General features: G+C 67.4%; 18 protein-coding genes and 1 other RNA gene. 5 read left to right on the top strand and 14 right to left on the bottom strand.

Translation table 11 applies throughout. The annotated features are described in order from the left end of the window. Window positions 1–24 precede the first annotated feature (24 nt). Together VGK32_23455 and VGK32_23450 are read right to left on the bottom strand one after the other, a co-directional pair. Window positions 25–1,122: a hypothetical protein gene (locus VGK32_23455; GenBank protein HEY3384729.1), complete on the bottom strand. Its 1,098-nt coding sequence runs from the start codon at window positions 1,120–1,122 to the stop codon at window positions 25–27. Then, window positions 1,085–2,536: a DNA-primase RepB domain-containing protein gene (locus VGK32_23450; GenBank protein ID HEY3384728.1), complete on the bottom strand. Its 1,452-nt coding sequence runs from the start codon at window positions 2,534–2,536 to the stop codon at window positions 1,085–1,087. The genes VGK32_23455 and VGK32_23450 overlap by 38 nt, the downstream gene beginning before the upstream one ends. Before the next feature lie 149 nt (window positions 2,537–2,685). On the opposite strand from VGK32_23450, the gene VGK32_23445 reads away from it, so the two are divergent. Together VGK32_23445 and VGK32_23440 are read left to right on the top strand one after the other, a co-directional pair. Next, window positions 2,686–3,627: an HNH endonuclease signature motif containing protein gene (locus VGK32_23445; GenBank protein ID HEY3384727.1), complete on the top strand. Its 942-nt coding sequence runs from the start codon at window positions 2,686–2,688 to the stop codon at window positions 3,625–3,627. Next, entirely contained in the window at window positions 3,624–3,776 is a 153-nt protein-coding gene (locus tag VGK32_23440; GenBank protein ID HEY3384726.1) for a hypothetical protein, read from the top strand. The genes VGK32_23445 and VGK32_23440 overlap by 4 nt, the downstream gene beginning before the upstream one ends. An 11-nt stretch (window positions 3,777–3,787) precedes the next feature. Here the strand turns inward: VGK32_23440 and VGK32_23435 are convergent, their stop codons facing one another. The 6 genes from VGK32_23435 to VGK32_23410 form a co-directional block, all read right to left on the bottom strand. Then, entirely contained in the window at window positions 3,788–4,036 is a 249-nt protein-coding gene (locus VGK32_23435; GenBank protein ID HEY3384725.1) for a GIY-YIG nuclease family protein, read from the bottom strand. Window positions 4,037–4,412: 376 nt separating this feature from the next. Next, window positions 4,413–4,767, bottom strand: a transfer-messenger RNA (tmRNA) gene (gene ssrA / locus VGK32_23430). Between the two features lie 31 nt (window positions 4,768–4,798). After that, on the bottom strand, window positions 4,799–5,611 hold the full coding sequence (locus tag VGK32_23425; protein HEY3384724.1) for a type III pantothenate kinase: 813 nt from the start codon (window positions 5,609–5,611) through the stop codon (window positions 4,799–4,801). Then, entirely contained in the window at window positions 5,608–6,384 is a 777-nt protein-coding gene (panC, locus tag VGK32_23420; GenBank protein ID HEY3384723.1) for a pantoate--beta-alanine ligase, read from the bottom strand. Before panC ends, VGK32_23425 begins: the two co-directional genes overlap by 4 nt. Continuing rightward, window positions 6,381–7,175, bottom strand: a complete 795-nt coding sequence (gene panB / locus VGK32_23415; protein ID HEY3384722.1) for a 3-methyl-2-oxobutanoate hydroxymethyltransferase — start codon at window positions 7,173–7,175, stop codon at window positions 6,381–6,383. The genes panC and panB overlap by 4 nt, the downstream gene beginning before the upstream one ends. Then, window positions 7,159–7,899, bottom strand: coding sequence for a DUF2520 domain-containing protein (locus VGK32_23410; GenBank protein ID HEY3384721.1), 741 nt, complete (start codon window positions 7,897–7,899; stop codon window positions 7,159–7,161). Before VGK32_23410 ends, panB begins: the two co-directional genes overlap by 17 nt. A gap of 189 nt (window positions 7,900–8,088) precedes the next feature. Here VGK32_23410 and VGK32_23405 point away from each other — a divergent pair, with 189 nt between their 5' ends. After that, the gene (locus VGK32_23405; protein ID HEY3384720.1) at window positions 8,089–8,580 is read left to right on the top strand and encodes a hypothetical protein; all 492 of its coding nucleotides are present in this window, start codon (window positions 8,089–8,091) and stop codon (window positions 8,578–8,580) included. A gap of 217 nt (window positions 8,581–8,797) precedes the next feature. On the opposite strand, the gene cysK is transcribed toward VGK32_23405, so the two are convergent. Continuing rightward, complete coding sequence (gene cysK / locus VGK32_23400) at window positions 8,798–9,766, bottom strand: cysteine synthase A (GenBank protein ID HEY3384719.1); 969 nt, start codon at window positions 9,764–9,766, stop codon at window positions 8,798–8,800. A 336-nt stretch (window positions 9,767–10,102) separates the two neighbouring features. Between cysK and VGK32_23395 the strand changes: the two genes are divergently transcribed. Together VGK32_23395 and VGK32_23390 are read left to right on the top strand one after the other, a co-directional pair. Then, window positions 10,103–11,830 carry a GAF domain-containing protein gene (locus tag VGK32_23395; protein HEY3384718.1) on the top strand — a complete coding sequence of 576 codons (1,728 nt, stop codon included), beginning with the start codon at window positions 10,103–10,105 and terminating at the stop codon, window positions 11,828–11,830. Beyond that, window positions 11,827–14,157 carry a transglycosylase SLT domain-containing protein gene (locus VGK32_23390; GenBank protein ID HEY3384717.1) on the top strand — a complete coding sequence of 777 codons (2,331 nt, stop codon included), beginning with the start codon at window positions 11,827–11,829 and terminating at the stop codon, window positions 14,155–14,157. Before VGK32_23395 ends, VGK32_23390 begins: the two co-directional genes overlap by 4 nt. Here VGK32_23390 and VGK32_23385 read toward each other — a convergent pair. The 5 genes from VGK32_23385 to VGK32_23365 all read right to left on the bottom strand — a co-directional run. Beyond that, window positions 14,138–15,514 (bottom strand): hypothetical protein, encoded by a 1,377-nt coding sequence (locus tag VGK32_23385; protein HEY3384716.1) that lies wholly within the window; start codon window positions 15,512–15,514, stop codon window positions 14,138–14,140. The two genes, VGK32_23390 and VGK32_23385, sit on opposite strands and share 20 nt — an antisense overlap. Beyond that, on the bottom strand, window positions 15,498–15,965 hold the full coding sequence (locus tag VGK32_23380) for a hypothetical protein (protein ID HEY3384715.1): 468 nt from the start codon (window positions 15,963–15,965) through the stop codon (window positions 15,498–15,500). Before VGK32_23380 ends, VGK32_23385 begins: the two co-directional genes overlap by 17 nt. A 25-nt stretch (window positions 15,966–15,990) precedes the next feature. Further along, window positions 15,991–17,685 carry a hypothetical protein gene (locus tag VGK32_23375; protein HEY3384714.1) on the bottom strand — a complete coding sequence of 565 codons (1,695 nt, stop codon included), beginning with the start codon at window positions 17,683–17,685 and terminating at the stop codon, window positions 15,991–15,993. Window positions 17,686–17,707: 22 nt separating this feature from the next. Next, entirely contained in the window at window positions 17,708–19,348 is a 1,641-nt protein-coding gene (locus VGK32_23370) for a DUF6044 family protein (protein ID HEY3384713.1), read from the bottom strand. A 44-nt stretch (window positions 19,349–19,392) separates the two neighbouring features. Beyond that, the coding region (locus VGK32_23365; protein ID HEY3384712.1) for a hypothetical protein at window positions 19,393–19,644 on the bottom strand (252 nt) is incomplete at its 5' end.

The raw sequence follows: 19,644 nt of genomic DNA, 5'->3' as shown, positions 1-19,644 counted from the left end.
GGGCGGGGAGCCGTGAACCGCGCCTCAGGTCACGGCGAACTCTCGCCGGAGGGTGAACGGCCCCGTTTCCTGAATCACGAGGACGCCCGTGAGGGTGAGTGATGGGGCCTGCTGCCGGCGCTTCCAGGAGAGCCGGTGCGATCGAATCGTGACGTTAGCGTCCGGCATCGCCGTCTGTACCGCCCGGACCGTCGCCCACCGCTCTGATGTGGCATTGACGGCGGAGGTACTTGTGACAACGAGGTCGCGGGGCGAGACGACGACGTCGGCGTACTCCGGAAAAGTACGCAGGTGAGCCTGAAGCCGTGCGGCGCCGTCGTGCTTGTAGACCGGAAGGTTGCCGACGGCTGCGAACGCTTGGTCGGCGATCGCCTCAATCGCGTCCGCCATCGGCAGGACGCCGGCGGCGTGGCGGGACCGAAGTTCGGGTGTGCCGTGCTGGGCGACCCAGTCCGCGACATAGCGCACCTTCTCTTCGTGTAACGCCAGGTGGACGGCGCGCGCCTGCTGGTTGCGGGCCCTCCGCGCCTGCTCGTCGGCGCGGAAGCGGCGAAAGGCCTCAGGCGGGACCTCGCGGGCGACGCCCTCATCCTTGCGCACGTCGAAGACCGCGCGGCCTTGGCCGGCGACCAGGAGGCAGCAGTGCACTGGCGACGGCACCGGCGGCGTTGAGAGGGCCCGCTGGGCCTTGTCGGCCAGGAACGCCTGGGCGATTGTGGCGCGGCGTTCCCGCTCGGTTTCGCGCTTCGTTGCCCGTGTGACGGTTCGCTCGGCCTGGTAGACGCGCTCCAGTTCATGGTTTCGTGCCGCATCTCGGAACAGATCGTCGAGAGTGGGCGGGGCGTCGTAGGTCGGGTGAGCGTCGGCCCGGACGACGTGCTGGTTCACGTCCATCTCGAAGCGGGGACGGAGTTTCAGTCGCGCGACGCCTTGGGCATCCACGCTCACGAGGTGGAGACGATTGGGCGGCACCTGGATCTTGGGCTGCTGGAGAGCCCGGCCATCACCGCCGGCCAGAAGCGACGCCTTCCGTCCCGCCTCCGACAGCTGGTACACGGCCGTCACGGTGAGGAAACGGGCGGGTTCAGGGGCCGGCGCGGACGTCGTGGAGGCGTCGGTCACGAGCTCGGGACGGCGAAGGGCAGAGCGAGGGGCTGCGGAGTCCATTACCGGTCCTTCTTGAAGCGCCATGATCGTTTCCAGGTGGACGATTGCCACGATGAGCGACGCGGACGAACGAGCCCGAGGCAGGGGCCCTGAGGGCGGCTGCCTCGGGAGTCGAGGAACGGGTCAGGACTGAAGCTCGAGGCGGCTGTACGCGTCGAGAATCGAGAATCGCGGGCCGGGCGGGGAACGTCACGTTTTTCCCGCCATCGCGACGCTCCCAAACGGCGAAGCCGATGAGCCGGAGTCCGCTGAGCGGACCCGCACCGGCTTCGAAGATCAATTCCGCGTCGGCAAGCTTCCCTGAGGGACCGCCTTGCTCGGCGCGGACGGCCTTCACGGACACCACATTGCCTTTCTCCTTGGCCACGGTATCCTCCAAGACTGCCGAGGGCCTGGGCCGACGGCAGCGGCTATGTTCACCAGGGTCCTGGGGACGCTGGCGAACCGGGTGAACGCACGGCCGTGTGGCACGTGCGTGGTCGACGAAACTCAGGGTGAATGGCCGCGCCTCGTCCCGCTCCCCAGCAGGCCGCCGATCGGCTCCCGCCCGTAGCGGCGCGCGTGCTCCAGCTTCGCGATCAACTCCCGCTCGGACCAGGGCGGCTCGCAGCGCGCGTTCCAGTCGACAGCAGACCCGGAACGTCTGGGTGTCGCCGTGCTGGCCGGCCACGGCCGGCGGAACCGCCGCCAGGTACCGCCTGGCTCGCTCCACGATGTTGGGGTCGACAGCGGACGCGAGTCTCGCCGGGGCGAGCCGCTCGCGGGCTCGGCCAGGCGGTTCGGCCGGGGTGGGGAAGTCGCCAGGCCCGTAGACGGCGCTCGCGGCCCGGTATTCGACGGTGACGATGGGGGCTGGCGCGTGCTTGCGATTGAGGAATCCAGGCACCCTCATCGTCTGGGAGCTGGCGGTCGCGTTGAGGTCCGCGCCCAGCTCCTTGGCGAGCTGCTTCTGCAGCCGTTCGACGGTGTCACCCGTGAAACCGCGCACGCGCCAAGCCATCTGCAGGCGGCCCGCCGATGAGTGGACGACGTAAGACGGCGCGGGCAGGTCGTGCCTCGTGGCCAGCCGCTCGACCAGGCCCTCCGCGTCCTCATCCACATCCAGGAACACGTGGCGGACCGATCTCACCGCGTGCTTGGTCCGTTCTCGGAGTCCCGGCGTCATCGCATTGACGCTGACATAGACGTTGAACCGGTACGCGTTCATCACGCGCAACCACGTCTGCCGGCGAGGCTCGCAGACCGTCGCCAGCGGCGCGACTCGCTGCATGACGCGGCCGGTGTCGTACGCCTTCAGGAACACGGCCACCCAGTCTCCGGGCTCGAACGCCAGCCTGAGGAAGTGGCGCGCCGTCTCCCGGTCCGTCATGCGTCGCCCTCCCGCCCGCCCTCGGCGTCAAACCTCCGGTCGAAGACAAATCGGTCGGCGTCGCCGTCGTACCTCGGTTTCGCCGACCGTGCCATGCTCGTTGCCTGTGTGGCCGCGCTAGGTCTATAGTGGGCGCGAGCCGTTGGGCGATGCGCTACTGGTGGGTCAATCAGAACCAGACGTACCGGGCTGAGGTTCGCGGGAACTTCATGTGGTCCCCGAAACAGAACGCGAACGGGGCTCGCAACCAGTTCTACGAGAACATGCGACAAGTGTTGCCCGGCGACGTCGTGTTCTCGTTCTGCGATACGCGCATCAAGGCAATCGGGTTGGCCACCGGGGGAGCCGAGACCGGCCCAAAGCCCGACTTCGGTGCGGCGGGTTCGAACTGGTCGCGAGAAGGCTGGTTCGTCCCGGTCGACTACTGCGTCCTGAACAACCAGATCCGACCCAAGGACCACGCAACGATCCTGCGTCCCCTCCTGCCGCCCAAATACTCGCCCCTTCAAGACAGCGGTGACGGCCTGCAATCCGTCTACCTCGCTCAGTTGCCGCAGGCACTTGCGGACGCATTGATCGGTCTGATCGGCCAAGCCTACTGGGACGCGTATGCCACGATCTCAGTGGTCCAGAGCGCGCCCGAGCCGCCGGACCTGGATGTCACCGTTCTCGATCGCGGGATGCCCGGGCCGACGTTCAGGGACCAACTTGTAAGGGCCAGGCGAGGGCAAGGTGTGTTCCGGTCGAATGTCCTCTTGCGAGAAGAGGCGTGTCGGGTCACCGGCGTGAACGAGCCGAGGCACTTGAAGGCGAGTCATATCAAGCCGTGGCGGAACGCCACCGATGTCGAACGACTCGACGGCGCCAACGGACTTCTGCTCTCACCGCACATCGATCACCTGTTCGACGAGGGATACGTGACGTTTTCCAGCGGCCACCAGTTCGTCGTTGTCCCGGAAGTGAGAGACACACTCCTTGATGCGTGGGGAATCGACGCTGGGGTCGACGTGGGCGAGTTTTCGAGAGAGCAGAGCGCTTACCTCGACTATCACCGCGCGAACGTGTTCAAGCACGCGCTGCTGGGGCGGTGAGCAGGGTCTCAGGTCTGACGGTGTTGAACACCGCGTTGAGAAAGGCCGTCGAGTGGAACGTGCTCGAGCGGATGCCGTGCACGATCCGCCTGCTGTCGACGCCGAAATCGGAGGCCGGGTTCTTCGACGCAACGAGGACGTGGGATTGAGCGCGGGTGGCTCAGAGGTGGCGGCGGGCGAATGCGCGGCCGGAACCGGACTTGAGGTACTTCTCGAAGCGGGCCGCCGCGTCAGGATCTGTGAACTCGATGGCGGCGCGTAGCCGCCACGGACGGTGCTTTGAGGTGTACCGAGCCTTTCCGGCGTTGTGCTCGGCCAGCCTGGCCGCGACATCAGCCGCGAGCCCCACGTACTGGCGGGCGGCGTCGTGGATGCTCTCCAGAACGTAGACGAACCGCGGCGATTCCATGCTGGCAGGTCATGCAAGAGTCGGCGCGATGGCGAATACGGTGGGATTACGAGGGGCCGGTCGATTAGTGCGCCGATCCTGCGATCAGCGAAGACGTCGGGCGAGGAAGAACCTGCGACAGGGGGAGGATCGGCCGAGGACGGAGAGCGTCCGCCTTCGCGCCTTCGCTCTCCGAGCTTCGGCGGCGCAAGCGCATGGTTTGGCGTGCCCATACCAAGCTCACCCGAAGGTGAGGCAAGCTGCAGTACGAGAGTCTGGCTTGCCCAGACGAAGCTCGTTCGCTTGGCGAAGGGGGTCCGCCTTCGCAATGCCTCCGGCTTTCAACTCCTTCGGCATTGCTACGGCGGGACAGACTTCGCCTGCATTCATGAGCGAAGTCTGGAGGCGGCGGGAGTCGAACCCGCGTCCGAGAGCACGTTACCGCAGGACTCTACATGCGTGTCCTCTTCTGTTGATTCGCGACCAGCCTGGGGAAGAGGCTAAGACCGCCAGTCGCTAGTCCCGATGTCGTCTCGCCATCCAAGGTCCGGAACGCCCTCGAACGGCCAGCCTGCCTGTTTGACATCCCGTCCCCCGCGCGCAGGCAACTTGGAGGTGGACGTCGCTGTTAGTTAAGCAGCGAGAGCGAGCTGCGGTTCCGCAGTTATGTTGTTTTCCACCGGATTTACGAGTCGATGGGGCTCGGCATGCATCCCACGGCCCTATACCCCCGTCGAAGCCAAGTCGCCCCCACAAGGTGAGCCGTCGTCGAACAACTCCTGATTATAACACCCCCGCCTCCGCCGCCCGCCACGGCCGGCTCGCCCCCTCGTTGAGCCGCAACGCACGCTCGAGGCCGATGAGCACGAGGTCGGGCAGCAACGCGTCGAACACGTGCTCGCCCTCGAAGAGGCGCGAAAAGCCGCCGGTGCCGATGACGATCGCCGGCTCGCCGCCAAACGCCTGCTGGCGAATCTCGCGCGTCAGCTCCTTCACCATCGCCCGGTTGCCGAAGTACAAGCCCGACTGAATGCTCTCCACGGTCGACCGCCCGACAAGCTCGCTCGGCGGCACGATCTCGACGGTCGGCAGCCGCGCGGTGTTTCTCTCGAGCGCCTCCATCGCGATGCGCAGGCCCGGCAGGATGATCCCGCCGACGTGCTCGCGCCCGGCCCGGACGACGTCGAACGTGGTGGCGGTGCCGAAGTCGATGATGATGAGATTGCGATCGGGATAGAGATGAGTGGCGCCGATCGAGTTGGCAATGCGATCGGGCCCGACTTCGATCGGATTCCGATACCGCAGCTTCAACCCGGTCTTCACGCCCGCCTGCAGGATGAACGGATCGATCCCGAAGTACTTGCGGCAGCAACTGCGCAGCGAGTACACCAGCTCAGGAACGACCGAGCAAATCGCGATCTGCCCGACGCTTGCCGGGTCGCGCTGGTTCTCGCGCAGCACGCTCTTCAGGAAGAGACCCAGTTCGTCAGACGACGTGCCGGGCCGCGACGCCTGGCGAAACCGAACGGTCAGGTCACCCGCTTCGAACACGCCGCCGAATACCTGGCTGTTGCCGACATCGAGGGTGAGAATCATCGACGACCTCCAAGGGGCACATTGTCGATCAGCCGGACAGCTCCAAGCCGAACGGCGCCAAGCCGCCGCCCATCGCGGTCCTCCACGTAGTCCACCTCGAAGCCCGCGCCCTGCAGCTCGCGCGCCGCGTCCTCGGCGGTGTCGGCCGACGACAGCACCTGGAAAAAGCGCGGAGCGAGCCGGCGATCGTCCGGAAGCAGCCGCCTGTTTCGCGAGCTGAGGGCGAGGCCGTCGTGCTCGCGAACGGTCGTGCCGGCGACGATGGCCGTCGGCACGAAGAACGCCTCCACCAGCCCGCGCACCAGGCAGAGTTGCTGCCAGTCCTTCTCGCCGAAATAGGCGCGGTCAGCCCCCGCAACCAGGAGGAGCTTCAGGACCACGGTCAATACGCCATCGAAGTGTCCGGGCCGGTGGGCGCCCTCGAGCACGGTGGACAGGCTCTGCTCGGTCAGCCGGTAGCGATAGCCGTCAGGGTAGAGAGTCCCCTCGCGCGGCATCAGGACGAAGTCCACGCCCTCCGCCCGCAGCATCGCGAGGTCTTCCTCCACCGTTCGCGGATAGGCCGACAGGTCGGCCGCGTCGTCGAACTGCGTGGGATTGACGAAGATGCTGACGAGCGTCGCGTCGTTCTCGGCGCGACTCTGCCGGACCAGCGACAGGTGCCCCTCGTGCAGCGCCCCCATCGTCGGCACGAGGCCGAGCGTGCGCCCGTCGCGGAGTAGCGCCAACCGTTCGGTGCGCCAGGCGGCGGGAGCGTCGAAGACGGTCGTCATCGGTAACTCTCCTCGGGTCCTGGAAAACGAGCCTCCTTCACGTCGGCGTCGTAGCGGTCGAGCGCGTCGGTCAGCAGGCGATCGCCGTCGATGTAGCGGCGGACGAATCGCGGCACGTGGTCGGTCGTGCCGATGCCCCACAGGTCGTGCAGGACGAGCACCTGCCCGTCGGTGCCGATCCCGGCGCCGATGCCGATGGTCGGGATCGCCAGCTCGGTCGTGATGCGCGTGGCCAGGTCCGCGGGAACACACTCGAGCACGATCGCGAAGCAGCCGAGGTCTTCGAGCGCGTGCGCCTGTCGAAGGAGCGCGGCGGCCTCGCGGTCGTTCGTGCCCTGCACCCGAAAGCCCCCGATGTGGTTGATCGACTGCGGCGTCAGGCCGATGTGCCCCATGACGGGCACGCCGGATCCGACGATCTGCCGCACGACGTCTTCGTGGCCGTCCACGCCCTCGAGTTTCACCGCCTGGGCACCGCCCGCCACGAGCGACCGGACGGCGCCGATCGCGGCCGGAATGCCCTGGCGAAACGAGAGGAACGGCAGGTCGGCGATGAGGAGCTTGTCGCCGATCGCGCGAGCCACGGCGCGCGTGTGGAGCGCCATCAGCGCCACGGTGGCGGACAGCGTCGTGTCGTGGCCGTGCATCACCATGGCCGCGGAGTCGCCGACCAGGACGGCGTCCACGCGCGAACGGGAGACAAGGCGCGCCGACCACGCGTCGTACGCGGTGACCATCGAGATCCGGCGGCCGTCGGCCTTGAACTTCGCGAAGTCACGGACGCTGTGCATACGCCCTCACGAACGCGGCATAGACGCCGTGCAACTGGTCGCCCTCGAGTGCATGGAGATCGGCGGCCATCGTCCCGGTGTCGCCGCGGGCGAGCGGCCCGGTGAGCGCTCCGCCTGCATCAGCCACGAGGTTCGCCGCGACCCGCTGGAGATACGGGTGCGCGGCTGACGCGGGGATGCCGAAGCGTCGCTCCAACTCGTCGAACAGCTTCCGCCACAGCAACGTCGAGAAGTTGCCGGCCATGACGCAGAGCGCGTGGTAGTACGGGCGCTCGGCGGCTGGAATCGTGAACGACGGATTCGGCAGGCCGGGCAGGAGTTCGGTGAACGGCGTCCGGCCAGCGTCGAGCAGGAACGGGATCGCGCGATACGTGTCGGCGTCGTAGAGGTCCGGCCCGAACGTCATCAGGGGGTGCGCGGCCTCGGCGACGGCCGTAACAAGGCTGCCTGAGCAATGGACGAGGCGCTTGTGGCGAAGGTCGGGCCACGCGTGGACGAACGGCTCGATGGCCGAGTCGTCGATCAAGAGCAGCACGGTGTGGCACGAAGCGAGCGCCTCGTGCGGCGCGGCCACGTCGTGGCGTGACGAGCCGTCGGGCTTGTCGCGCGACCACGTGCGAACCGACAGGCCGATCAGGCTGAAGTAATGGCGGAAGTGGCGGGCGACGCGCCCGTTGCCGACGATGCCGAAGGGAGCAGGCGGAAGCACAGGTACCTGTCGCATGGATCAGGTCCTCCAGAAGATGAGCCGTGACAACGACCGAGGTCGCCGTTCTCTCGAATCGACGCCTCGACGCGATCTTACTCCTTCCGCAGGCCCGACGCCGCACCGATCGGCTTGCACGGTTGCGCGACTGGTGGGGAAGATCGTTCGGGGTTGCGCCGCCGGCGCCCGCTCGGCTAGCGTGTCACCATGACTCAACCGGCTATTGATCCCGGCCTGACGATGCTTCGCCACATCGTCGCCACGCTTGCTTATCGCGGCGGCAAGACCGTCCGCGACGCGCCATCGTCGTTCGCCACGTTCCGCGCCGGCAACACCACGCGCACACCGGGCGAGATCCTGGCACACATAGGCGACCTCCTCGACTGGGCCGCCGGGCAGGTCGAGGGGCGTTACGAGTGGCACGACGCGGTGCCGCGCGAATGGCCCCTTGAGGTGGACCGCTTCTTTGCGGCCCTGGAAGCCCTCGATCGCAAGCTGGCCGAAGCGAGGACGCTCGAGTTCCCGGCTGGCCAGATCTTCCAGGGCGCGATCGCCGACGCGCTCACGCACGTCGGGCAGATCGCGCTGCTGCGCCGCATGGCGGGGTGCCCGGTCCGCGGCGAGAACTACTTCCGCGCCCACATCGCGATCGGGCGAGTGGGGCGCGATCAGGCCGCGCCCGTGCGGGAGTTCGAGTAGCTGCGATCCAGCCGGCACGGGCGGGACGCCCGTGCCACTCGGGCCTGCCCGTGCCACTCGGGCCTGCCCGTGCCACTCGGGCCTGCCGGTGCCACTCGGGCCTGCCGGTGCCACTCGGGCCTGCCGGTGCCACTCGGGCCTGCCGGTGTCACTCGGGCCTGCCGGTATCACTCGGGCCTGCCGGTGCCACTCGGGCCTGCCGGTATCACTCAGCGCGCTACACCGTGATTCCCTGGAACAACACCGACGAGTGATACCGGTCGCCTGCGTCGGGCAGCACGACCACGATCAGCTTGCCCTTGTTCTCGGGCTTGGCCGCCACGCGGACAGCCGCGAGGGCGGCTGCACCGGACGAGATGCCTCCTGTAATCCCTTCCTCCTTGTGCAGGCGGAGCGCCATCTCGATCGACTCCTCGGTCGTCACCGTCTGCACCTCGTCCACGAGATCCATGTCGAGGACGTTCGGCTTGAATCCCGCGCCGAGACCCTGGATCTTGTGGGGCCCGGGCTTGAGCGGCTGACCGCTCCTGATCTGGGTCAGGATGGGCGATTCGGCCGGCTCGACGGCGACGCTCCACAACGGCCGGTGCTTCTCCTGCTCGAAGTAGCGGCTCACGCCGGTGATCGTCCCGCCGGTCCCGACCCCGGACACGAGGATGTCGGCCTTCCCGTCGGTGTCGTTCCAGATCTCCGGCCCCGTCGTCCTGAAGTGGACGTCCGGGTTCGCAGGATTGTTGAACTGCTGCGGCATCCAGTACTTCTTCGGATCGGACGCGACGATTTCCTCGGCCCTCGCGATGGCACCGGGCATGCCCTTCGGGCCCTCGGTCAGGACGAGCTCGGCGCCAAACGCCTTCAGCAGCCGCCGCCGCTCGATCGACATCGTCTCGGGCATGGTGAGCGTGATCGGGTAGCCGCGCGATGCGGCGACGAATGCCAGCGCGATGCCGGTGTTGCCGCTCGTCGGTTCGACGATCGTGACGGCCTTCGAGCCGCGCGTGAGGATGCCGCGGCGTTCCGCGTCTTCGATCATCGAGGCGCCGATCCGGCACTTCACGGAGTACGCGGGGTTGCGGCCCTCGATCTTGGCGACGACGGTCGCCGGCAGTCCCGCCGTGATCGAGTTGAGCCTGACAAGAGGCGTGTTGCCAATCGAGAGAGAGTTGTCGTCGAAGATCCTCGCCATGGGGGCTCCTTCTACAATGAAAAAGGCCCGGGAGTCGTTCTCCTGGGCCTCGAGTATCGCGTGTCGCGGTCGATGTCGTTCAGCGGCGTTCGATCATCGGATCACTCGTCACGCGGACGCTCCCGGCCCGGCTTCGACAACAACACGAGCAGGTGAGCATCAGGGGCATACCTCCATGTAAGCCGATGGCTGGGCCGTTGTCAACCCCAGCTCGGTTGCCGCCCCTGGCTCTTCTGCTCCCGGAAGTGGCCCCCTGCAGTCCGGACCGCGATCGACCGAAACTCCTGGTGATACGCTTGGAGTCTGTCCACATCGCCGTCACTGAACGAGTTCCCTATGTCGCTCGAGGATCGCATCAACCAGTTGTCCGACTCGATCATGCAGGAGATCCGTGGCCCGGTTGACGCCGCGCTGCGCGGGATCCTGGCCGATGTCCTGCGGGTGGCGGCCGAGGAGCGAGAGACGGCCGTTCGCGACGCGGTGCAGCAGGCGGACGCCGCCCGTGACGCGGCGGTCCATGCCGAACGGGTGGCGGTGACGTCGGCGCACGAGCAGGCGCTCGAGACGCATCGGCAGGAATTCAACCAGAGCCACGACGAGGCGCTGGCTGCCCTTCGCGAGACACTCGGCCGCCAGCACGAAGAGGCGCTCAGCGCGCTTCGCACCGAGGTGGGCAGCGAACACGAGACGGCGCTGGCCACGCTTCGCGGTCAACTCGAAGCGGAACGTGACGCGGCGGTCCATGCCGAACGGGTGGCGCTGACCTCGGCGCACGATCAGGCGCTCGAAACGCATCGGCAGGAGTTCAGCCAAAGCCACGACGAGGCGCTGGCCGCGCTCCGCGGTCAATTCGAAGCCGAACGCGACCAGGCCGTCCACGACGCGCGAGCGGCGCTGGCGCGAGACCACCAGGCGGTGGTGGCGGAGCTCGAGGCGCGCGTTGCCAGCACGGGCGAGGACGCGGCCGGACTGGCGGCGATGACCGCGGCGATGGCCAAGACGGAACACGACAGGCACGAAGCCAGGCAGGAAGCGGCCCAACTCGCGCAGGATCTGACTGCCGCGCGGACCGAACTCTCGGCCGCTCGCGAAGAAGCGGTGCGGGCCGACCGCGCCCGCATCCTCGCCGAGGACGCGACCGAGCAGGCGCGCGCCGCTGCCGCGCACGAACACGAGCAGGTTCAACTCGCGGCGGCACAGGAACTCGACGCCCACGCGGTCGAGCGGCAGGCTGAGTTGGCCTGCAGCGAGCGGATCGTGGAGGCGTTTCGGCGCCTCGACGCCGCGCAGTCACTCACCGAAGTGCTCGACATCCTGACCACCCAGACGGGGGTCGAGGTCGCCCGCGTGGCAGTGCTCCTGGTCCGGGGCACGCGCCTGCGCGGCTGGAAGCTGGCAGGCATGCCGACTCTTCAGCCCGAGGAGCTCGATCTGCCGGTCGACGGCGACACCGCACTCTCGCGCGCCATCGCCACGGGGTATCCGGTGGCCACGTCGGACGCCCCGCTCGCATTGCCAGACGGCCACGGCGCGGCAATCGTCGTGCCTCCCGGGCGCGTCGGCCTCGCGATGCCGCTCCTGGTCGGCGGCCGGGCCATCGGGGTCCTGTACGCCGACGACGGTGACGAAGACGCGCCAGTGGTGCCGAGCCATTGGCCGGAGACTGCCGAGATCCTGGTACGGCATGCCGCGCACCGGCTGGAAGTGCTGACGATTTCGCGGGCTGCCACACTGGCAACGCGTGTGCAACACCAGCAGAGGATGCCGGAACTCCGGCCGCCGGGCCCGTCGCCGTTTGCCGACGAACGGCGCGAGGAGGAATCGGCACGCCGGTATGCCAGGTTGCTCATTTCCGAGATTAAGTTGTACAACGAGACGTTGGTGGAGCAGGGACGCCAAGACCGGGACCTGCTGAAGCGACTCGGCCCCGAGATCGAGCGCGCCCGCCGCCTGTATGAAGAGAAGATCCCGGCGGCGGTCCGGCACCGGGCGGACTGCTTCGACGAAGAGATGGTCCGCACGCTGGCCGGCGGTGACCCGGGGTTGCTGGGGCAAGTTCCGTGATTGGTACGATCGAGTCTCGAGTTCCACGACCCGTTGAAGCTTCACGTTCCCTGCGTTGGGGTCTCGTCGCGCTGATCGTTGCCGGCTTTGCCGTTTCGGGCGGCGCGCAGGCGCCGTCGGTCACGGACTCGCCGGTCGGCGTCGCACCGGTGTCCCCCGCGCTCGCGCCGTCGGCGCGGCCGCTCGTGCCAACCGATCCCGCGGAAATCTGGCTGGTGCCAGACGTCGCGGCACACGTGCCGCCGAAGGCCCTCCTCGACCTCGCCCAGGGCGTGCGGCTGTTCCAGGACGCGAAGTTCAAGGAGGCGCTGCCGCTCGTCAGTGCCCCGTCCCTGGCCACGACGCCACTGGCCGCGTACGCCAGCTACTTCACCGGGCTGACGTATCTCAACCTGGCGCGTGTGGCCGAGGCCCGGGCGGTCTTTGGAAAGCTGCGCGAAGCGCAGGTGCCGGGCTTCCTCACCGAGGCCGCCGTCCAGCGTGAGGCGGAAGCCGCCGTCGCGCAGGAGGACCACGCAGGCGCGGCGAAGCTCTACGAGGCTCTGGCGAATCGGCGGACCGCGGCGCCAGACGCCGTCCTTCTCGCGCTCGCGCACGCCTACCAGGCCTCCGGTGACCGGCCACATGCTGCCGAGACGTTCGCGCGCCTCTACTACGAGTTCCCGACGAGCGACCTGTTGACGGTCGCGGCCACCGAACTCGACGCGCTCAAGGACCTGCAGCCGGCCAAGGATTCGCCCCAACGGTATCGACTCGAACTCGGCCGCGCCGAGCGGCTCTTCGGATCCAAGCGCTATCAGCAGGCCCGTCCGGCACTCGAGGCGCTGCAGCCGATCGCCGGAGGCGACCAGGCAGAGCTGATCGCGCTGCGGATCGCCGAATGCGATCACTACCTCCACCGCTATCGCCAGGCGCAGGATGGACTCCGGCCGTATCTCGACCACGCGTCGCGCAAGGTCGAGGCGCAGTTCTTCTACCTGACCGCCACCCGGGAACTCGGGGACCACGACGAGTACGTTCGCCTCGCACGCGCGCTCGTGGCTTCGGCGCCAGACAGCTCCTGGGCCGAAGAGGCGCTCAACAACCTCGCCACGCACTACATCGTGTCTGACGACGACGATCAGGCGGATGCGGTGTTCCGCGAGCTGCTCTCGAAGTTCCCGAAGGGGCGTCACGCGGAGCGGGCGGGCTGGAAGGCCGGCTGGTTCGCGTACAAGCACAGCAGGTATCGGGACGCGATGGCGTTGTTCGAGACGGCCGCGGCCAACTTCCCGCACTCGGACTACCGGCCCGCCTATCTCTACTGGTCGGCGAGGGCACGCGAGCAGGTGGGTGACAGGAACGGCGCCGCGACGGTCTACCAGGTGGTGACGGCCGATTATCTGAATTCGTACTATGGACGCCTGGCCAGAAGGCGCGTGGCTGGCGCCGGCGTGCGGCTGGCCGCGAACACATCCGTGCAGGCGGCTGCGCCCGCGACGGATTCGACCGGGACGCCTGCGCTGCCGCCCACCAGCGACCTGGTGCGACTGCTGCTGTCCCTCGGGTTGTACGACCAGGCGCGTGACGAGTTGCTCTACGCGCAGCGGACGTGGGGCGACAGCCCGCCGGTGAGCGCAACCCTCGGCTGGGTCTACAACAAGCAGGGCGATCTGCGCCGGGGCATCGTCGCGATGAAACGGGCGTACCCGCAATACATGGCGGCGCACGCGACGCACCTGCCGAACGAGGTCCTGCGCATCATCTTCCCGGTGGACTACTGGCCGCTCATCAAGCGGTACGCGCACGCGCACAGCCTCGACCCGTATCTGGTGGCGGCGCTCATCAACCAGGAATCGTCGTTCGATGCGGTTGCGAAGTCGGCCGCCAACGCGATCGGCCTGATGCAGGTGCTGCCGTCCACCGGTCGGCACTACGCGCGGACACTGCGCATGCGGCGATTCTCGGCTGGTTCGCTCACCACACCCGAGGTGAACATCCAGCTCGGCACCGCGTACTTCGCCGAGCTCGTGCACCGGTTCGGCGGCGCGCACTACGCGCTCGCCAGTTACAACGCCGGCGAGAATCGCGTGGCCGCCTGGAGGTCCGACAGACCCGGACTCGAGGCGGACGAGTTCATCGACGACATTCCCTTTCCCGAGACGCAAGGCTACGTGAAGAAGATCATCGGGTCGGCCGAAGACTATCGGCGTCTCTACGGCGAGGACAAGGCCGGTGCGGCGGCCGGAGGCGCATCGAAGGCGTCGTCGGCGGCCAAGGGCAGCGGCAAGCCGAAGCCGAAGCCCGCCGCCCCGCCCAGGAAGAAGATCAGTTCGAAGAAGAAGTAGCCGTCTCCGCCGGCCGCTCACCCGCCTCGAGATCCGACAGCAGGAAGAACAGGCAGACGAGCAGTCCCATGCTCGCTGTCGCCATCGTTCTTCCGGCCGACGTCGACAGATGGAAATCCAGGTCCAACGGTGTGCCCATGTACGCGATGGATATCCCGCAGACGTACAGCACCGAGGTCGTCGCCGCCAGGATAGCCCCGTGATGCAGCGTCAACCGCTGGTGGATCGAGAACGCAGCGGTGAGGGCGAGAAGTCCAGCCACCATCCAAATCGCGGTCGCCCGCAGGACCAGATAGTCGAGAACGTGCAGGAGAGAGACGCCGTCAGCGACGCGGCTCGACAGGCGCCACAGGCTACCCGGCACATCGGCCGTGAGATCGTTCTGAAGGGTCCAGGCATGCCGCCAGATTGTCCACATCACCGTCGGCGCCATGGCGAGGAGCAGCACCGTCACGAGGTGTGAGTCTCTCCGGAGGCGCCTGGCCACCTGCCGGACGAAGAGCCGGGGACGCCCTACGTTCATCCAGAGAAGCGCGAGCCCGAAGCACGAGACGAACAGCAGCCCCTCGTTCTTGAGGCAGGCGGCAATCCCCAGCGCGCACATCGCGGAGTACAGGTCCGTATCTCTCCCTTCGGACAGGTAACGGCCGAACAGGAGGAGCCCGATCCCGCAGTACATCGCCAGGTAGCCGTCCATGTAACCGTTCCACAGCCAGGCATCCAGGCTGAAGAAGCAGACCAGGACCAGCAGCAGGAAGCTCACGCTGTTCTTGTGGAAACTGAACACCCAGAAGACCAGCGGAACGAGCATCACGACAAGGCTGCTCTTCGGGAAGAACTCGTTCCAGAAACCTCTCACGTGCGCCAGTTGAGCGGCGAGGGCCGGGACAAGCTCCGGATAGTCAGGATGCGAGAATGCGAGTGATGGATGGGCCAGGCCGGTGTGTTGACGGAGCGCGCCCTCGAGCCAGATCATCCTGGCATGGAAGAACCAGATCGAACGGGCATCCCAGCGGAGCAGGGGCTCCGACACGATCTGAAGATAGTAGACGGTCAGAAGGGCGCCGATGAGACCGGCCGTGGCCACGGTCATCCAGCCGCGGCCGAGCCCGTCTTTTCGCCGAATGGCGAGGTCACGGAGAAGTCTCACCGCGCCCCACGACGCCAGGACGATTCCGGCAGCGAGGACGAGGGTCAGCCTCTGTCCCGTCAACACGAGGCAGTAGTCGATGAGGATGCCGAGCCCGACAGCCAAACCCACCTGCTCGAGGACACGGCCTCGGGCTCTGGAGAACGAAGCCGGGACGCAGCCGGCCAGGAACAGGCCGAGCGAGAAGAGACTAAGGACAATAAACAAGAGCCACTTCCCCTTGCCGGCCCATCACACTGCAACCGGGCATCGCCGGATCGCGATCGAGGACGAACCGTGCGTGCGCACCGCTCTCGAGTGTTCGCGGCCAGGAAGACGCCACGATCTGCTGCATCACCCAGTCGTTGGCGGCGATCGACTCGGAGAGCTGATAGCGCTTCACGCCACGACCGGGGCCACGGAGGATCGCCAGCATGTCCCGGACCCGTCCGGGGAGCACGTATTCGCCTGCCTGGGGCGTGTTCAGGTTGGCCTGAAAGGCATCGAACCCACGCAGCAGCCTCAGAGGGCTCGTGGCGAGATTGAGAGTTGTAGTCGCCACGCACCTGAAGAAGAACCGTCCGCCGCCGTCAGGCCATGGCAGGAACAGGATGGCGATGAACACGAACACCGGGAAGGCCCGGCCCGATCGATGGCGGCAGGCGGTCGTGAGGCTCATGGTGGCGCTGCTCCTCTTTCCCTGACTAGGGCCACGCCGCGATCTCGTACAACCACACGTCGTCGGCCTGTGTCAGCGGGCGCAGGTAGTCGCGGTAGCGATAGATCGCATCCATCAGCTTCTCGCGGCTCCGCCGGTCGTAGAACCGGAGGTGGAATACGACGTACCGGGCGCCACGCTGCCGCAGCAGGCCGAAGGCCGTTCTGGACGGGAAGGTGCTGATGTCGATGGCCTTGAAGTCCTCCGGCGTGTAATCGCTGTAGCCGTTCACGATCGGGTGCCAGTGCACGGTCGTGTACAGCATGTAGAGGCAGTGCCGGTGGAAGTCTGTCGGAAGGTAGAAGAACGGGAACTCGGCGACGGCCCCGGCGGGCAGGCGGGACAGCATCGGGTAGGCTGGCGGAACGGGCAGCGCCTGCCGGGCATCCAGGGGGAACGCGGCCAGTTCCGCAACCGCCACGAGCGCGACGGCCACCGCCGTCATCGCCGGCCTGGTGCGGCCACGAAGAAATGCCGCGAGCCCCAGCCCGGCCAGGACGGCCAGCGACAACGTCACCAGCGTGCCGAACCGGGCCGGCGCTCGCATCATCGTCCACGCCGGGACGAATCGGTACGCCAGCGTGTACAACCCTCCCGCCGGTCCGAACGAGGCCCACGCCGCGAACGCGGCGAGCAGCGCGTAGAAGCCCACCGCCTCGCGCTCACTCGAGGTGAACCGCGTCTGACTGGAGGGCGGCGCCGTGTTCGAGACCTTCCGCCGGGCGACTGCGAATGCGGCGAGGGCAAGCGATCCCGCAACGAAGCCCGGGAAGAGGATGCGTTCCGGGATCCGCTCCGAATCGAAGCCGACCACGGCATCCAGCACCGCGCGGTGCAGGTGCGTGGTCGAGCTGAGATACGCGGGCACGGTCGCAGAGTATTGCCGAGATTCTTCGACCGTCCGGAACGGCGCCTGGCTGCCGAGCAGGGGCAGATATGCGGAGAAGACCGGCAGCACCATCAATGCCGACGTGACCACCGCTCCGGCCCCCAGCGCCCAGTATCGCCAATTGCGCCAGGTTCCCCGCGCCACCGCGTAGTAGATGAACCCCAGCCCAACGGCCAGGCCGGCCATGAACCCGAAGTAGCCGCAGGCCAGGGCTGCCGCGGCGAGGGCCAACGCGAGCGCGATCGCGGCGCCCGGCGTCTGGCGGTCGATGAACCAGTGGAACGCCAGCAGCGTCACCGGCAGGACCGCGGTCATCATCAGCTGGATGTGCGCGTAGCGAACCAGCACGAAGGGAGCGAACGCGAAGCAGATGGCTGCTACGACGGCGGCCTCGCGGCTTCCGGTCAGCCGGCGGACGAGCGCAAACGTGGCCAGGGCGGAGAAGAAGAACGACAGGCAGACGGTGACGTTGTACGTCAGGTACGGGTTGCGTGAAATCCACCACGCCGGAATGCCGATCACGCCGGCGAGAAGGTTGGTTTCGCTGTAGGCCAGCGTGCCCGAGTGCGGATGGAAGATGTTGGCGTCGAGGACGTGCAGCGGATCGAGCACGAGCGCGCGCGCCACCCATGACACGTTCCAGATGCTCATCTGCCCGTCGCCGGTGTTGATCGGTCCCACGCTCGCCGCGCGATAGCTGAGCGGCGCGGTCATGATGACCGTGAGCACGGCGAAACCGAGAACGATCAGCACGAATTCCCGGACGCGAGGGGTGACCCGCATGTGACGCATGATAGCAGGGATTTGTGGGGCCTCAGGACGGCCAGCCGACGATCTCGAACAGCCAGATGTCGCCGCCGGTGACGAGCGGGCGCAGGTATGGCCGGTACTGCTCGATGCGCGCCAGCACCTTCGGCCAACTCCGGCGGTCGTAGTAGTTGAGATGGAACACCGCGTACCGAGCGCGGCGGTCACGCAGGATCCGGAACGACTCCTCGTTCGGGAACGAGCTGATCGGGATCACCGTTTGGAGGAAATCGGGCGGGAAGTAATCGCTGTACCCGTTCACGAGCGGCAGCCAGTGCGCGGTCGATGCGAGCATGTAGACCGTGTGGCGATGGAAGTCCTGCTCCCTGTAGAAGAATGGGAACTCGACGACGGGTCCGGGCGGGAGATGGGCGAGCAGCACGTATGGCTCGGGTGGCGGTGGAACGTCGCGGTAGTTGAGCGGGATCGGCGCCAGTTCGACGAGCGCGGCGAGACCGATCACGGCGGCGACTGCCCACGAGCGACGTCGTCGGGCCAGCAGCGCGGCGAGGCCGTGGGCTGCGATGACGACCAGGGCCAGTGTCACCATGATCCCAAACCGTCCGGGCGCCCGCATCAGCGTGAAGGCCGGCACCCACCGGTACGCCAGCGAGTACAGGCCGGCGGCCGGCCCGAACGAGAGCCAGAACGTGACGGCCCCGAGGAGGAGGTAGAACCCGACCGTCTCGCGGTGGCCTCGTTCCGCCCGGCGCGTGAGCGCCATCCACGTTCCGGCAGCCGCGAGGACCAGCGTGATGATGCCCGGGAAGAGCACCTCCTGCCATCTGCCGGCGAACGCCTGCAGCCACCGGTCGCCCAGGCCCGCGGCGGCAAGGTACGCGCCCCAGTTCGCCGAGTGCTGACTGCTTTCCTCGAGCGCACGGAAGGGACCGCTCCTGCCGGTCAGCGAGAAATACGGTCTGAGGAATGGCCACGTCAGGAGTGCGGCCACGGTCGTTCCGCCTGCCAGCGCGGCCAGGGTGCGCCAGTCGCGCCAGCGACGCCGCGCCGTCAGGTAATAGAGGCTGCCGCACGAAACCATCAACCCTGCGAAGATGCCGTAGTAACCGCACGCGAGCGCGGTCAACCACAGGGCGATCCCGAGCACGACCGCGCGCCACGTCTCGGGCCGATCGACGACGCGATGGAATGCCAGCAGCGTGAACGGCAGGCCCGCCGTCATGAGCAGTTGAATGTGCGCTGTCCTCGCGAAGATGAATGGGCAGAAGGCGAACAAGATGGCGGCCACGCCAGCCGCGGCCCTGCTGCGGGTCAGATAGCGGGCGAGATAGTACATGCCGACCGACGACAGCACGAACGCCCACAGCACGGCGGTGTTGTGCGCGGCATACGCGTTGCCGGTCAGCGCGTATGCGGGCGCGCCGAGCGCGCCGGCCACCAGGTTGGCCTCGCTATAGGCCAGCGTGCCGGTGTGCGGATAGAAGATGTTGGCGTCGAAGACGTGCACCGGGTCGTGGAGCAGCGCCCTCGAGACCCAGGCCACGTTCCAGATGCTGAAACGCCCGTCTCCGGTGTCGAGCCGGCCGAGCCGGCCGAGGCCGAAGGCCAGCGGGTAGGTCATCACGACCGCGAGCGCTGCCGCCGCGGTCCAGACGACGGTCGTTTCCCTGAACCTTTCCCAGCGCATCGGGCGGGTATGGTAGCACACGCCGCAGGAGCGGGCGCCGGCGCTCAGTGATTCGGCGGATCCGGCACGACCGACACGCACCAGAGCGAGACGCGCGTCTGTCCCTCACACGGCTGTCGCTCGATCGACACGAGTCCCTTGGGGTGTTCCGCGACGAGTTGCTGGTACTCGGGCACCCGGATCTTGCCGGTGGACGCGACGATCACCCGCTCTCGGGTGAGGAAGTCCAGGACGTACGCGTCCCAGTAGTCGGCCGTAACGTAGCGGATGCGGTTGCCGATCAGGTAGTCGGCCAG

This window comes from Vicinamibacterales bacterium, assembly GCA_036504215.1.
In the GTDB taxonomy this organism is placed as follows: Bacteria; Acidobacteriota; Vicinamibacteria; order Vicinamibacterales; family Fen-181; genus FEN-299.
The sequence above is the reverse complement of the archived record's forward strand: the minus strand, read 5'-3'. Positions and strand labels throughout refer to the sequence as shown.